This window comes from Massilimicrobiota sp. An105 (assembly GCF_002161155.1).
GTDB lineage: Bacteria > Bacillota_I > Bacilli_A > Erysipelotrichales > Coprobacillaceae > Allocoprobacillus > Allocoprobacillus merdigallinarum.
In genome coordinates this window covers 1-14,375 of record NZ_NFLY01000030.1, presented here as the reverse complement: position 1 = coordinate 14,375, position 14,375 = coordinate 1, and the positions used below count along the sequence as shown (strand labels likewise).

Here is a 14,375-nt window from a genome sequence, read left to right as displayed (position 1 = left end):
TATGCTAATGAGTATGTTGCATTGTTTTGTTATATAGGAAGTGATTTATTTCTGGTATTGTCTATAGTATTATGGCTGACATCATGGAAATGTCCTCATTGCGGGAAAAAACTATATAAACATTTCATTTCAAAATCATTAAATGAATGTCCTTATTGTCATAGAAAAAAGTATTTTTAAAAGATAAAATAAAAGCAATGATTCTATAAAGATTCATTGCTTTTGTTTATAATTGTTAGTATTAAAAACAGAAATTATTCTGCTTTTGTTATAATGCATTGTTTTTTATAGAAAGATATACCATATCCTATGACATGTTCGTATCCTTCTTCTATCAGTCCTTCAATATATTTCTGTCTGATAATCTGTTCACTTGCTTTGGCACTGTCTTTTCTTAGTTCCTTGATACCAGTTGAATGTTTACATTCTATAATCAGTGCTGTATCAAGTATACTGTAAGGAAGCACTGCTATATCAAATCTTCCTTCTCCACTTTCCCTGTTGGATTGAACTGTATAACCATTAGCCTTTAAAAAGCCTACCATGAAACCATGATAGAAGTTTTCATAGTTATCATAATAGCTGATGCTCTGTTGGAGAACATCCTGCAATAAGCGATTAGCTTTCATGACATCTTCTTGTATCAAAGCTTCTATGAATGACAAATCTCTTTTTCTTTGATAGCTGTCAAACCATTTCATAAAGATATCTTCATAGATATATTTGACTTCTTTATTAGGAATCACAAGTTCATAGGTATAAGGATGATCATTATCAACCTTACTCTTGATTTTCAGATAACCAGTAAACAAGAGAAAACTATAGACATTGTCATTCATTGTCTGAATACTATGAAAGTCCATTTCTCGATACGTCAGTTCAGGAACAATCTTCTTGATGATGCTTTGACCATTGATCAATCTTTCAAATTCTTCCTTCATTGTCATCGTTGCATATTCGATATATGTTTTAACAAGATCATTGCTGCTGGTATTCGCCCAGAAAGATACAGCCTGAAAATGATCATCATTCAGTAATTTCTTGACATAGTTCAAGGCACTCCATGAATTATAGATTTCCGTCTTTCCAAACAGATAGCCATCATACCATTCCTTCATCTCTTGACGATTATCCATAAGATTATAGTATTTCAAAAGTTCATCAATTTCTTCTTGGGTTAATCCAAAGCAATCAGATGCCTCTACATCCGTGATGGTTCTGACTGTAAAGTTGTTAAGACCTGTAAAGATGCTTTCTTTAGATATTCTAAGACAGCCAGTCAATACTCCTCTTTCCAGTGCATCATTAGTTTTTAAAGCAGATGAAAAGACACTTCTTATAAAATCAACCATTTCATCATAGTAACCATGATGATAGGCACTCTGTAAAGGCACATCATATTCATCTATGAGAATGATGACTTTTTGATGATAATGTTTTTCTAAAAAAATACTCAAGTTATACAAAGCATCTCTTAAATCACTCTCAGAAGATTTTTTATAATGATAGTTATCAATGATTAATTTTTCAGCTTCACTTAAATATGGACTGTCCTTTAATTCAAAATAATCTTCAACAACTTTTGAAATCATAGCTTTAAATTTATCTATTTGCAAATTCATATTTTCTCTAGATAAATCTTTCAAAGATAGAAAAATGACAGGATATTGATTTTGATGAAGCATGAGATGTTGATGTTTTGATACATTCAAACCCTCAAAAAGATAAGTATTCTCTTTTTCCTGATTAGAAAAGAAATAATAAAGCATACTCATGTTTAACGTTTTTCCAAAACGTCTAGGTCTTGTATACAGCATCACCTTGTCACTTAAGACATCATCTATAAGCATTGTCTTATCAACATAATAATAATTCTTATCCATGAATTCTTTAAAATTTTCTGTTCCTGTTGTGATACGCTTCATTATAATCTTTCCTTTCTTTATGATTACATTATACCATAGCAATTTATAAAAGTCATTGAGATAGATAGGGTTCAATAATGAGATTTTTAAACAACAAAAGTAGAATAAGTCTATAAAGTGTTGTTGGTGGTACTTCTTGTCAAAAAGAATATGATAAAAATATAGATAGATATATGCTGTAAGCAATAAAATGAATAAAAATCAAGTTTTTTTCCAAAAAAGACTTGACTGTAAAGTGACTCTATAGTGTTCAATGAAGGCAGAAAAGGAAAGAAAATCAAATGTGATGAGGAAAATGATATGTTAAAGAGTCATTTAGGTTTTCAAAAAACAACGAATAAAGTGAGCATTGGAAGAAGATTAACAAAGTCATTATTAAAAAGAAAGATTTTTATTCAAGTCATTCTTTCATGTTTATTAGGTGTTGCGATGTATTATGGTGTTAATACAAGCTTATCTGTTTTGGTTGGAACAATGATTTTATTTATAGTCATTCAAGTTATTGCTTATGGATTAGGATTAGGTGAAATGAATACTTTATCTATACAGCCACATAGTCAGTTATTTGTAGAGTTTGATGATTCTGGAATTCATTATGTTGATAATAAAACTTTTAAAGAAAGAATAAAATATGCAAGAGATGTGCTTAAAGGAAAAGAACAACTTCATCATGTTCATTATGATCAGATTGATCATGTTCAAGTCCAAAAAGTTACAAGATTTATGAAAATTCCCGGATCAAATCTTGCAACAGAAATGAACACATATGATTATTATTTTCAATTAAAAGATGGGAAAACATATAATCTGATTAATGCTATGATTCTTCAAGATGATGGCCAGAAAATTGATACTATTTTAAATCAATATATACAAAATAAACAGGAGAATAAATAAAATGAAAAGAAAAATATTGATGATTTTAATGAGTTTTGTATTAGTAGGATGTGGAAAAGCAGATGTTCCTAGTTTTGATGATGCGAATACTACAGATGTGAATGGTTATCATACTTATTATAATATGGATAAGTTATGTGCCCAATTAGAAAGAGTAGATAAAAAATATGATATGACTGATCCTCAAGATATGATGAATCAAGTGGATTATGTTTTTGTTGGAACAATGGATCAATATGACAAATCTCAAATTTATGATAATGGAAAAATTAAACAAAGTATGAAAATTACAATTAAGAAGATGATCAAAGGTCAATTAGATCAACAAGTGACTATATGGCGAGATGGTGGAAGTGTATCGGCTTCAACTTATGCTAACTATCCAAAAGAAACTTTGTTAGATAAAGGCAGTTTAGAACAGCTACCAGATCAAATTAGAAGTACAGCATATGTTGAGGTTGTACCAGAAGCTTATTTTAGAGCACAACAACAAAAAGATTATTTGTTCTTTGTCAAAGAAAAAGAAAATTTAGAAGTTTATAATGATGCTTATGGTATGTTAGAAATGATTGATGAAGAACATGCTAAAAATGTTTATACTGATGCAAAATGTAATATTTCTCAGTTAAAATCATAAAGGGGATGTAAACAATGAAATTTGCGATAAAAAATTTATTGAGGCAAAAGAAAATATCTTTATTATTTAGTATAACTATTATGATTATGGCTGTAATCTGTTATATTTTCTTAGCATTACTATATGATCCTTATTTTGCATTAGATGTCAGTTATTATAGTAAGATGATGATGGGTTCAGCTACAACACTATTTGTTGTGATGTTTACTGGATGTCTGATTATTTATACGAATATCTATGTTTTAGAAAATAAGAATCAAGAGATTTCTTTAATGAAAATATGTGGGATGACAAATAAAAGATTTATTTTCTATCTTTTTTATCAAAATACATGTCTTTATTTCATCGGAAGTCTTGTAGGCATTCTACTTGGTATTTTGATAACACCTTCTATGATAAATTATTTATATGTTCTTATAAATATCAATGCTGATGTTTATATTTTAAAAGATACACTCTTTCAAACAATATTAATGATGTCTTGTTTATATGTGATTTCTTTGATTTTAAATATTGGCTATGTGTATCGTGGAAATATAATCAAGATGTTGAATGGAACAAAACAAAATAAATATCGAAAAGCAACATTTATAACTCTATCAAGCCGAATTTATATCATTATTTATCTTTGTGGTTTATTATTAACTATTTTTAATGAACATCAAACAACAGCATATATTATCTTTTCAGTTATAGGAGCTATAGGAACATATGGAATCATAAGATATGTTATACCTGAATTTATTGAAAAGAAAAAAAGCACAAAATGGTTGAATCAAGTTGATCAACTGATTGTCTATGGTGAAATCTTTTTAAAACTAAAATATACAGTTTTATTTATACAAATATTTATGATTGTAAGTATTATTATGGTCACTTTGGTTTGTTTTAATCTTGATAACAGTATTGAGATGTATAGAATGATTATAGCTTATATCATTATGTTACCAATGATTATGTTTTGTATGACATATAAGAATTTAATGATGAATCATCAAAAGAAAAAATCACTACAACTTATTCATAAAATAGGAATGACAAAAATACATCAACTGACTTTATTAAAAAAAGAATGGTTACTTTTCTATATGATGGTGAGTTTATTACCAGGTTTATATATTATTGTTATTTTTATAAAATTCTATATCTTGAGTCATATGTCATTCACTATTATTGCAGTGATTATGGGTTATTTTATATGTAATGTATTGATATCAATGCTGATTTGTTATTATTCAACAAAACAATATTTAAAGGAGGATTTGTTATGAATGATGTTATTATAGTGGCTCAAAGTCTAACAAAAATATATGACCAGATGACAGATTATCCAGTGAAATCATTGGATCATGTTTCTTTAGAAGTGAAAGATGGAGAATTTATTGCTATTATGGGGCCATCGGGTTCAGGAAAAACAACTTTAATTCAATGTCTGTCAACGATGGATCAACCTACAGATGGTCAGGTTTATTTATATGGTCAACCCTTATCTCATTTCACTGATTATGAAATTTGTCAGTTTAGAAATCAAAAAATTGGTTTTATATTTCAAGATTATCAACTCTTAGATTATTTAACAATTGAAGAAAACATTGCTTTTCCCTTATCAATGAATAATGTCCCTACCAACAAGATTAAAGAAAGAGTACAAAAAATTTCTTATAAAATAGGAGTTGAAGATATATTAAAAAAATATCCGGGAGAATGTTCAGGAGGACAAAAACAAAGAGTTGCCATAGCAAGAGCATTTATAGGGCAACCAGAGATGATTATTGCTGATGAACCTACAGGAAATCTCGATAGTCAAAATACCTTTGAATTAATGAATATTTTAAAAGCATTTCATGAAAAAGAACATAAAACGATTGTATTAGTCACTCATGATGTTATGGTTGCATCTTATGCATCAAGATTATTATATATACAAGATGGAAAAATAACAGAACAGTTGCATAGAGATGATTTTCAAAATCAAAATGAATACTTTAAACATATTGTGAAATTGAATTCTCAAGAAAGATATATGTTATTTCAAAATGGATGAAGGAAACTTTTTGTTTCCTTTTTTCTATATCTGCATAGATATTTTGAAAAGATATTGTTATACTATATGAAAAAGAAAGGAAATGATTTCATGAATGATGATATTATTGTTGCTATAGCAACTTCAAGATTAGAAGCAGCTATATCTATTATTCGTTTAAGTGGAAAAGGATGTATTGCTTTTGTTCAACAGTTTTTTACTGGAAAAATCATGGATAAAGCAAGTCATACTATTACATATGGATTTATTAAAGATCAAGATGAAAAAGTTGATGAAGTTTTGGTTAATATATATCGTGGACATAGAACTTTTACGGGAGAAGAAATGGTAGAGATTAACTGTCATGGTGGTATCTTTATTACTCAAAAGGTTTTGAATCTTTGTTTAAAGATGGGTGCACGTATGGCAGAACATGGAGAGTTTTCAAAACGTGCTTTCTTAAATGGACGTATTGATTTATCACAAGCAGAAGCTATTAGTGATTTAATTAGTGCTAAAAATGATTATGCTTCTCAATTAGCATTAAGAGGAATTCAAGGCAATATCAGTCATTTTATTGAAGATTTAAAAGAAGATCTTATTCAGATTATTACACAGATAGAAGTCAATATTGATTATCCTGAATATGAAGATGTTGAAGAATTAACAGCTGAATCTTTACTTCCTAAAAGTATACAATTACAAGAAAAAATGAATCATATTATTGATTCATCTCAAAATGTTCATTTATTAAAAGATGGTATTTCAACAGTGATTATAGGAAAACCTAATGTTGGAAAATCAAGCTTGTTAAATGCTTTATTAGATGAAGATAAAGCCATTGTTACAGATATTGCTGGAACAACAAGAGATATTGTTGAAGGAACGATTCGATTAGATCATATTGTTTTAAATATGATTGATACAGCTGGTATCAGAGATACTGATGATGTTGTTGAAAATATTGGTGTTCATAAATCAAAAGAACTGGTTCATAAAGCAGATTTAGTATTATTGGTATTAGATGGTTCTCAACCATTAACTCAAGAAGATTATGAATTATTAGAGTTATCAAAGGATACACAAAGAATTATTGTCATTAATAAAAAGGATCAGGGAGAAATTAAAGATATTGATGGTATTGCAATTAGTGCTAAGAATCATGATATTGAACCATTAATTCAAAAGATTAAAGCTATGTTTGAATTAGGACAAATTACTTCATCACAAGATGACATTCTTGCAAATGCAAGACAAATTCAATTATTAGAAAAAGCAAATCAATCATTAAAAAATGCTATTCAAGCAATGCAAGAATATGTGCCAACTGATTTAATTGTTACAGATTTATATGAAAGTTGGGAAAGTTTAAAAGAGATTTTAGGAGAAAGAGCAAAAGAGGACTTACTGGATGAGTTATTTAAACGCTTTTGTATAGGTAAATAATGTGAAAAAGTATCAGTTTTTAGCAGAAAGATATTATAAATTTTTTAAATATTTAAGAAGAATAGGGTTAATAAGTGTTATTGTTTTCTTAGTTGTAACAGCATTTAATAGAGGAAATCAGACTTTATCGCTGATTAGTTACTTTGCAATACTTGTTACCTTAGCATGTCTTTTGGAATGTGTTATTCTCTATATTCTATATCTGATATTTAAAAATAAATGAAAAGGATGAGTTGATTCATCTTTTTTTCTTGAAATGACTTGAATATTCAATCATATCATTTCAAAAAAAGAAAAGAGCATATTTTCTAATGAAAGAGTGTTATAATATGCAAGCGAAGAAATGGGGAGGAAAATCATGAATAAAAGTTATGAAATTGATATGTGTCATGGTCCATTATTAAAACAAATTATTATATTTTCTGTGCCATTGATGCTATCAGGAATATTACAATTATTATTTAATGCAGCTGATATTATTGTTGTGGGGAGATTTACTGGCAGTGATGCATTAGCAGCCGTAGGATCAACAAGTTCATTAATCAATTTATTAGTGAATCTGTTCATAGGAATATCGGTTGGAGCCAATGTTTTATTTGGAAGATTTTGTGGGGCTCACGATGATAAAAATGCATCAGAAACAGTACATACGGCTATTTGTACTGCTATTTATGGTGGAATTATTATGATTTTTGTAGGTAATATATTTGCAAGACCACTTTTGGAATTAATGGGAACACCTCAAAATGTGATTGATTTATCAACAATATATATGCGTATCTATTTTATTGGTATGCCTGGTTTTATGGTTTATAATTTTGGGGCAGCCTTATTACGAACTGTTGGAGATACCAAAAGACCACTTTATTATTTAACTTTTGCAGGAATTATTAATGTTATTTTCAATTTGATTTTTGTTATTGTTTTTCATTTAGGTGTTGCAGGAGTCGCCATTTCAACAATGATGTCTGAATGTATATCAGCAGTATTAGTGTTAAGATGTTTAATTCATGCTGATGGTGTTTTAAAATTATCTAAAGATCAATTACGTTTTCATAAAGATAAATTAATAAAAATGTTGCAAATTGGATTACCTGCAGGATTACAAGGAATGGTATTTAATATTTCAAATGTTTTAATTCAATCATCAGTGAATTCATTTGGATCTATTATTGTTGCTGGAAATACTTCAGCAAGTAATATTGAAGGATTTGTCTATACGGCTATGAATTCTATTTATCAGACATCCTTAAGTTTTACAAGTCAAAATATGGGAGCAAAGAATTATTCAAGAGTGAATCAAATTCTTGTGAGATGTTTAGTTGTTGTTAGTATTATTGGATTTGTTTTAGGTTTTGGAGCATACTTGTTAGGAAATGTTTTATTAACTATTTATTCAACTGATCCACAAGTTATTTCTGCTGGGCTTATTCGTTTAAGTATTGTCAGTGCATCTTATTTTTTATGTGGTATTATGGATGTCATTGTAGGAAGTTTAAGAGGGATGGGATACTCAGTCATGCCAATGCTTATCTCTTTAACAGGAGCCTGTTTATTCCGTGTTATTTGGATATTTACAGTCTTCCAAATGAATCATTCTCTCTTTGTTCTTTATATTTCTTATCCAATTTCATGGATTTTGACATTAAGTGCTCAAATGATCTGTTACTTAAAAGTAAGAAAACATGCTTTTGTATAAATCAGCTTATAAAGCTGATTTTTTTGCAAAAAAAAGAAAGCCTTTCGACTTTCATTACTGTTTCTTTAAAGCTGTTCCAAAATGTAACGCAATATAAGCTAATTCATGTTCATTAAATCTTTTATGATAATGTTCATTGACAATATCATTGAAAATTTCTGCACACTTATATTCTAACTGGAATTGAGCTTGAATTTTATCTTTTAATGGGTTGTTAGTGAGTTGATGATTGTTTTGTAAGCGATCTAAAGCAGGATAGAAGTGAAGTGTCATACCTGTATAGAATTCTTTGTTTTTTCTTAAATCTAATTGAAGATCGGCTTCAATACGGTTGATTGTTTCATTAATAATATCTTCAGTTTCATCATCACATAAATCAAACTCACAATTAAAATCAATATCTAACAGATTAATATTTGCTAAATACATAGTGACATATTGAATTTGATTTTCATCAATTTCAACATGAAATTGTTGATCTAATTGATCAATAATTTGTTTAGAAACACCATAATATTCATGACTTTTTAAATGATTAATCTGGCTTTCGCTTGTTGGAATATAAGTTCCATTGATTTCTCTAGAAATACATAAAGAAAGATGAATAATTAAGTTATCAAAAGAAACATCAGATATTTCAATATTGTGATCTTGAATAACCTTTCTTACAATATTTTCAATGATTTCTTTTCTATTTTCAAATTGACTGTCTAATTCTATAACCATAATACCTGTACCTCGCTTTTCATATGATATATTATTTGAATTCAAAAGTCTACCATAAAAAAATTTTTTCTTAAAATGAAACATATACTTCAACATATTCACAATTTGTCATAAATCTTATAGGAAATCCCCATGAACCATAACCACTGGAAACAATTAATGAATGATGATCTTGTACCAATAAACCATAATCATTATCATAAAGCAAATTGGTAATGACATTTCCAGGAAAAATCTGTCCAGCATGTGTATGACCAGAAAGCTGAATATCAGCATATTTTTGATTTTCTTTATATCGACCAGGGTTGTGATCTAAAACAATGGTTGGTAGTGAACTATCCATATTTTCACAAATTGTATCTATGGAAGTTGAAGAATGTAAACTTACATCTTCTCGTCCTATTATATTAAACAGTCCATCAATACATACAAATTTTTCATTTAAATAAGTGATTTTGTATTTTTGATAAAGTTTTTGACTAGATAGAGATATGTATTTTTCATGGTTACCATCAACTGCATAAATACCATATTTGCAATGAGCAGCAGATAATATTTTTAATGTTTGTTCGATATAGTCTTGAGGAGAATTTTCATCAAATATATCACCACCCAAACAAATGAGGTCATATTGATTTTGATTTAATGTATCAACAAGATTTTTGATTTGTTGAGGGCTTGTTCCACTACCAATATGAATATCACTTATAAAGGCTATTTTTAATGATGAAAGAGTCGTATTTTTAGGAATAGTGACATGGTAATCTGTGATCTCTTTATGAAAATGAGAGCTATATCCTAAACCAGTTATAGAAATAGATACAAGTAAAAGACATATTATAAAAAAAGAATGATGTTTATGATGAATGATATGACACCATAAATGATATAAACCAATCCATATAAAAAAACAAAAAGAACATAGGATATAAAAATTTATTATATTGTTCCAAACAAACCATAAAGAGGATGTTGGTTGAAAAATGACTTCTATAAGAAGTGTTATGATGGCTATAAGTGTTAAAATAGATAAAGTATAACGCCAACTTTTTTTCATATGTTCAAATATACGAAGAAAATATAGAAAAGGTGTTATAATAAGAAATAGGGATAGGAGTGTATAAAATATAATCATCATAAAAACCTCTTTTCTTTTTTTACAAGTATAACATAATTGAACAAAAAATAAAGGTTGCTTTCAATGAAGTCATATGATAGTATTAAAAAAAGATAGAGGTGCAAGAGTTAAGAGTTCTTTTATCAATAGATGCAACTAAAAAGAAGGAGGAACGATTGCCGAAGGGATAATTATTTGCATGTGATTATTGCCTGGGGGTATAGAGAATATCTATATCACTGTCACTTTGTAATGAAGTGGTGTGCTATTGCCTTAATAAAATAATATTTATTATTGCAATGGTACCATTGCAATTTTTTATTTTAAAGAAGGTGGAAATATTGAAATTGATTGAATCAGATCATCATATTATTCAAGTTAAATTAATGAATGTAGAAAAGAATTCATTATTTGTTGGAGATATTTTTCAAACCATTTCTTCAATGAATGTCAATATAGATATGATTTCTGAAGTGATGTTAGAAGATGAAATGCGTATTGATTTTACATGTAGTCAAGATGATCAGAAAAATTTAGATCGTGCTTTATCCTTGATAAGATCAAAACATCCACGTATGCAAATTTATCAAAATAGACAAGTTGCGAAAATTAAACTGGAAAGTCATGAAATGAAAGATGAAGTAGGTGTTGCTGCAATGTTATTTACATTATTAGGGAAACATCAAATTCCTTTACTTCAAGTCACAACATCAGAAGTATCTATTTCATGTGTGATTCCATTGGAATATGTTGATTTAGCTTTGTCAGAAATTCAAAATGAATATAAATAGGAGGAAAATTATGGAACCAATTTTTGAAGGAAGTGCAGTTGCGCTTGTATTACCAATGTTAGATGATGGAAGTATTGATTATGATGGCTTTAAAAGACAAGTGCAAAGAATGATTGATGGTGGAGTACAAGCTCTTTTAGTGAATGGAACAACTGGAGAAACACCAACAATTCATATTGATGAAGAATTTGAATTAACAAAGATTGTCATGGAAATGACAAAAGGAACAGGTGTGAAAGTGATTGCGGGAGCTGGTTCAAATGATACAGAAACAGCTTTGAAAAAAGCAAAGTTTGCAAAAGAAGTTGGCGCAGATGCTATTTTAGTTGTAACACCTTATTATAATAAGACAAGTCAAAGAGGTTTAATTGATCATTATACTTATATTGCAGATCGTGTTGATATTCCAATGATTATATATAATGTACCAGGTCGTACAGGAATGAATATTGCAGTAGATACAGTTGTAGAACTTGCTAAACATAGAAATATTAAGGCTATGAAAGATGCAACTGATAATATTGCTTATGCTATGGATGTTTTAACACACACAAAAGACTTAGATTTTGATATGTATAGTGGTTGTGATGATAATATTTTACCGTTTATTGCTGCGGGAGGAAAAGGGGTCATTTCTGTTTTATCTAATCTTTATCCAAGAGAAACAGAAAAATTTGCTCAAGCTGTGCTACATGGTGATATGGATTTAGCTAGACAAATGGCATATGATTTCAATGATGTCAGCAAATATTTATTTATTGATGTCAATCCAATTATGCCTAAGGCTGCACTGAAAAAAATGGGTGTATGTGGTGAAATGGTCAGAAGACCATTAATCCCAACAACAGAAAAAAATAAACAATTATTATTTGATGCTATGGAAAGATTTGAAAAGAAGGGCTATTAATATGAATGTATTGGTTTATGGTTTTGGTTTAATGGGTAAAAAAGTAACGCAAGCAGTGAGAGATAACGCCCAAATGAATTTAGTTGGTGTTGTTTCTCCTGTCTTTGATGCGAAAATTGATGAAAAAATGTATGCATCTTTAAATGAAGTTCATGAAAAAATAGATGCTATTATTGATTTTTCGCATCCAGATAATTTAAATGATATTTTAAAATTTGGTGTTAGAAATCATTGTGCACTTGTTCTAGCAACTACAGGATATAGTGAACAACAAATTTTACATATTGAAGAAGCATCTTCACAAATTCCTATTTTTCAATCATATAACACATCTTTTGGTGTTTCTATGTTAACAAAGATTGTCAAAGAAGTAGCGAAAGAATTTTATGAAAATGGATATGATATTGAAATTATTGAAAAACATCATAATCAAAAAATTGATGCACCAAGTGGAACAGCTAAACTTTTATATGATGTGATTCATGAAGATATTGAAGAGACAAAAGAAGTTTATGATCGTTCTACTGTTCATCATAAACGTGAAAGAAATGAAGTTGGTATTCAATCTGTGCGTGCTGGAACAATTTTTGGTGAACATAGTGTTTTATTTGCGGGACATGATGAAATTATTGAAGTCAAACATACAGCTTTATCAAAAGAAGTTTTTGTACAAGGGGCTATTTCAGCATGTTTGAAGATTGCTGATAAAGAAAATGGTTTATTTAGTTTAAAGAATTTATATTAAAGGGGAAGAACAATGGTTTTACAGACACAGTTTGCTCAAATTAGGGATCGTAGTTTATATATTGATGATGTCAATGCAATGGATTTAGTTAAAAAATATGGAACGCCACTTTATGTTATGAGTGAAGGACATATAAGACATCAATTTGAAGAATTAAAAACAAAGTTTTTAGATAAGTATGATAATGTTTTGCCATTATTTGCTTCAAAGTCATTTAGTTGTTTAGAGATATATAAAATTGCCAGTGAATATGGTATTGGTATTGACTGTGTGAGTGCAGGAGAGATTTCTATTGCCTTAAAAGCTGGTTTTGATCCTCATAAAATTTATTTCCATGGAAATAATAAACTTCCATCTGAAATAGATTATGCGATAGCTCATGATGTTGATCATTTTGTGATTGATAATTTTTATGAGATAGAATTAATTGAAAAAATAGCAACTCAATACGATAAAACCATTTATGCAACTGTAAGAGTTGTGCCAGAAATTAAAGCTGGTGGACATGGATATATTCAAACTGGGCATAAAGATACAAAGTTTGGTTTCAGTGCTAGAAATGGCATTTATTTAAAAGCTATCCAACAAATTGTCGATTCTACACATATTGAATTTGAAGGTATACATTGCCATATTGGTTCACAGGTTTTTGATTTATATGCTTATATCAGTGCTATGCATCGTTTTGTACGTTTTGCCTATGAAATATATGATCAATTAGGTATTATGGTGAAAAAGATAAATGCTGGTGGTGGATATGGAATTGCCTATACTAAAAAAGATGAACCACTAGAATTTGAAACAATCACTTCTGAAATCATGAATATTATTAAAGATGGTTATGATAAACGTGGTTGGGAAATGCCAATGGTACTTGTAGAACCAGGACGTTATGTTGTTGGTAATGCTGGAATTACATTATATACAGTAGGAGCAGTCAAAGACATTCCAGATGTTCGTACTTATATGAGTGTTGATGGTGGAATGACGGATAATATTAGAACAGCTTTATATGATGCACAATATGATGGTATTATCGTTAATAAAGCTTATGAACGTCGTGATACAAAAGTGACTGTTGCTGGAAAGGTTTGTGAATCTGCTGATATTGTTGTTAAAGACATTATGTTACCATATCCTGAACCTGGTGATATCTTTGCTCAATTTTCAACAGGGGCCTATCATTATTCCATGTCTTCTAACTATAATCAGTTACCAAAGCCAGCTGTTGTTTTTACATATCAGGGCAAAAGTAAATTAGTGATTAGAAGACAGACTTTTGATGATTTAATTACTTTTGATGTACAGGAAGACTATCAATAAGAGGAAGAAACATTATTCTTTCCAATGTCGTCAATTTAAGAAGCTATAAGCCGATAGAAATCTATTAAGACATCTATCGACTTTTTAATTTTAAAATATAAAAGAATATTTTGGCTATATTGATAGAATTTTCAATGAT

13 protein-coding genes and 1 riboswitch are annotated in these 14,375 nt (G+C 28.9%); of the genes, 10 read left to right on the top strand and 3 right to left on the bottom strand.

The annotated features are described in order from the left end of the window. Positions 1–254 precede the first annotated feature (254 nt). On the bottom strand, positions 255–1,925 hold the full coding sequence (locus B5E48_RS08970) for an AAA family ATPase (RefSeq protein WP_087304819.1): 1,671 nt from the start codon (positions 1,923–1,925) through the stop codon (positions 255–257). Between the two features lie 300 nt (positions 1,926–2,225). Between B5E48_RS08970 and B5E48_RS08965 the strand changes: the two genes are divergently transcribed. The 6 genes from B5E48_RS08965 (at position 2,226) to B5E48_RS08935 (ending at position 8,627) form a co-directional block, all read left to right on the top strand. Further along, a complete protein-coding gene (locus B5E48_RS08965; RefSeq protein WP_087935825.1) occupies positions 2,226–2,822 on the top strand; it encodes a hypothetical protein in 597 nt (198 codons plus the stop codon). Between the two features lies 1 nt (position 2,823). After that, positions 2,824–3,459, top strand: a complete 636-nt coding sequence (locus B5E48_RS08960) for a hypothetical protein (protein ID WP_087304817.1) — start codon at positions 2,824–2,826, stop codon at positions 3,457–3,459. Between the two features lie 14 nt (positions 3,460–3,473). Continuing rightward, a complete protein-coding gene (locus B5E48_RS08955; protein WP_087304816.1) occupies positions 3,474–4,730 on the top strand; it encodes an FtsX-like permease family protein in 1,257 nt (418 codons plus the stop codon). Further along, positions 4,727–5,503, top strand: coding sequence for an ABC transporter ATP-binding protein (locus B5E48_RS08950; RefSeq protein ID WP_087304815.1), 777 nt, complete (start codon positions 4,727–4,729; stop codon positions 5,501–5,503). The genes B5E48_RS08955 and B5E48_RS08950 overlap by 4 nt, the downstream gene beginning before the upstream one ends. A 90-nt stretch (positions 5,504–5,593) precedes the next feature. Beyond that, positions 5,594–6,928, top strand: coding sequence for a tRNA uridine-5-carboxymethylaminomethyl(34) synthesis GTPase MnmE (gene mnmE / locus B5E48_RS08945; RefSeq protein ID WP_087304814.1), 1,335 nt, complete (start codon positions 5,594–5,596; stop codon positions 6,926–6,928). A gap of 358 nt (positions 6,929–7,286) precedes the next feature. After that, a complete protein-coding gene (locus tag B5E48_RS08935) occupies positions 7,287–8,627 on the top strand; it encodes an MATE family efflux transporter (RefSeq protein ID WP_087304813.1) in 1,341 nt (446 codons plus the stop codon). Positions 8,628–8,681: 54 nt separating this feature from the next. Here B5E48_RS08935 and B5E48_RS08930 read toward each other — a convergent pair whose 3' ends face one another. Together B5E48_RS08930 and B5E48_RS08925 are read right to left on the bottom strand one after the other, a co-directional pair. Continuing rightward, positions 8,682–9,353: a BglG family transcription antiterminator gene (locus B5E48_RS08930; protein WP_087304831.1), complete on the bottom strand. Its 672-nt coding sequence runs from the start codon at positions 9,351–9,353 to the stop codon at positions 8,682–8,684. A gap of 70 nt (positions 9,354–9,423) precedes the next feature. Continuing rightward, positions 9,424–10,491, bottom strand: coding sequence for a metallophosphoesterase (locus tag B5E48_RS08925; RefSeq protein ID WP_087304812.1), 1,068 nt, complete (start codon positions 10,489–10,491; stop codon positions 9,424–9,426). Between the two features lie 85 nt (positions 10,492–10,576). Next, positions 10,577–10,746: riboswitch (Lysine riboswitch) on the top strand. 56 nt (positions 10,747–10,802) lie between these two features. On the opposite strand from B5E48_RS08925, the gene B5E48_RS08920 reads away from it, so the two are divergent. Genes B5E48_RS08920 through lysA form a run of 4 tightly spaced genes read left to right on the top strand, consistent with a single transcriptional unit; the run spans position 10,803 to position 14,236 of the window. Then, complete coding sequence (locus tag B5E48_RS08920; protein ID WP_241146955.1) at positions 10,803–11,261, top strand: ACT domain-containing protein; 459 nt, start codon at positions 10,803–10,805, stop codon at positions 11,259–11,261. 10 nt (positions 11,262–11,271) lie between these two features. Continuing rightward, positions 11,272–12,168: a 4-hydroxy-tetrahydrodipicolinate synthase gene (gene dapA, locus B5E48_RS08915; protein ID WP_087304810.1), complete on the top strand. Its 897-nt coding sequence runs from the start codon at positions 11,272–11,274 to the stop codon at positions 12,166–12,168. A 1-nt stretch (position 12,169) separates the two neighbouring features. Next, on the top strand, positions 12,170–12,913 hold the full coding sequence (dapB, locus tag B5E48_RS08910; protein ID WP_087304809.1) for a 4-hydroxy-tetrahydrodipicolinate reductase: 744 nt from the start codon (positions 12,170–12,172) through the stop codon (positions 12,911–12,913). A gap of 12 nt (positions 12,914–12,925) precedes the next feature. Then, positions 12,926–14,236: a diaminopimelate decarboxylase gene (gene lysA / locus B5E48_RS08905; protein ID WP_087304808.1), complete on the top strand. Its 1,311-nt coding sequence runs from the start codon at positions 12,926–12,928 to the stop codon at positions 14,234–14,236. Positions 14,237–14,375: the final 139 nt, after the last annotated feature.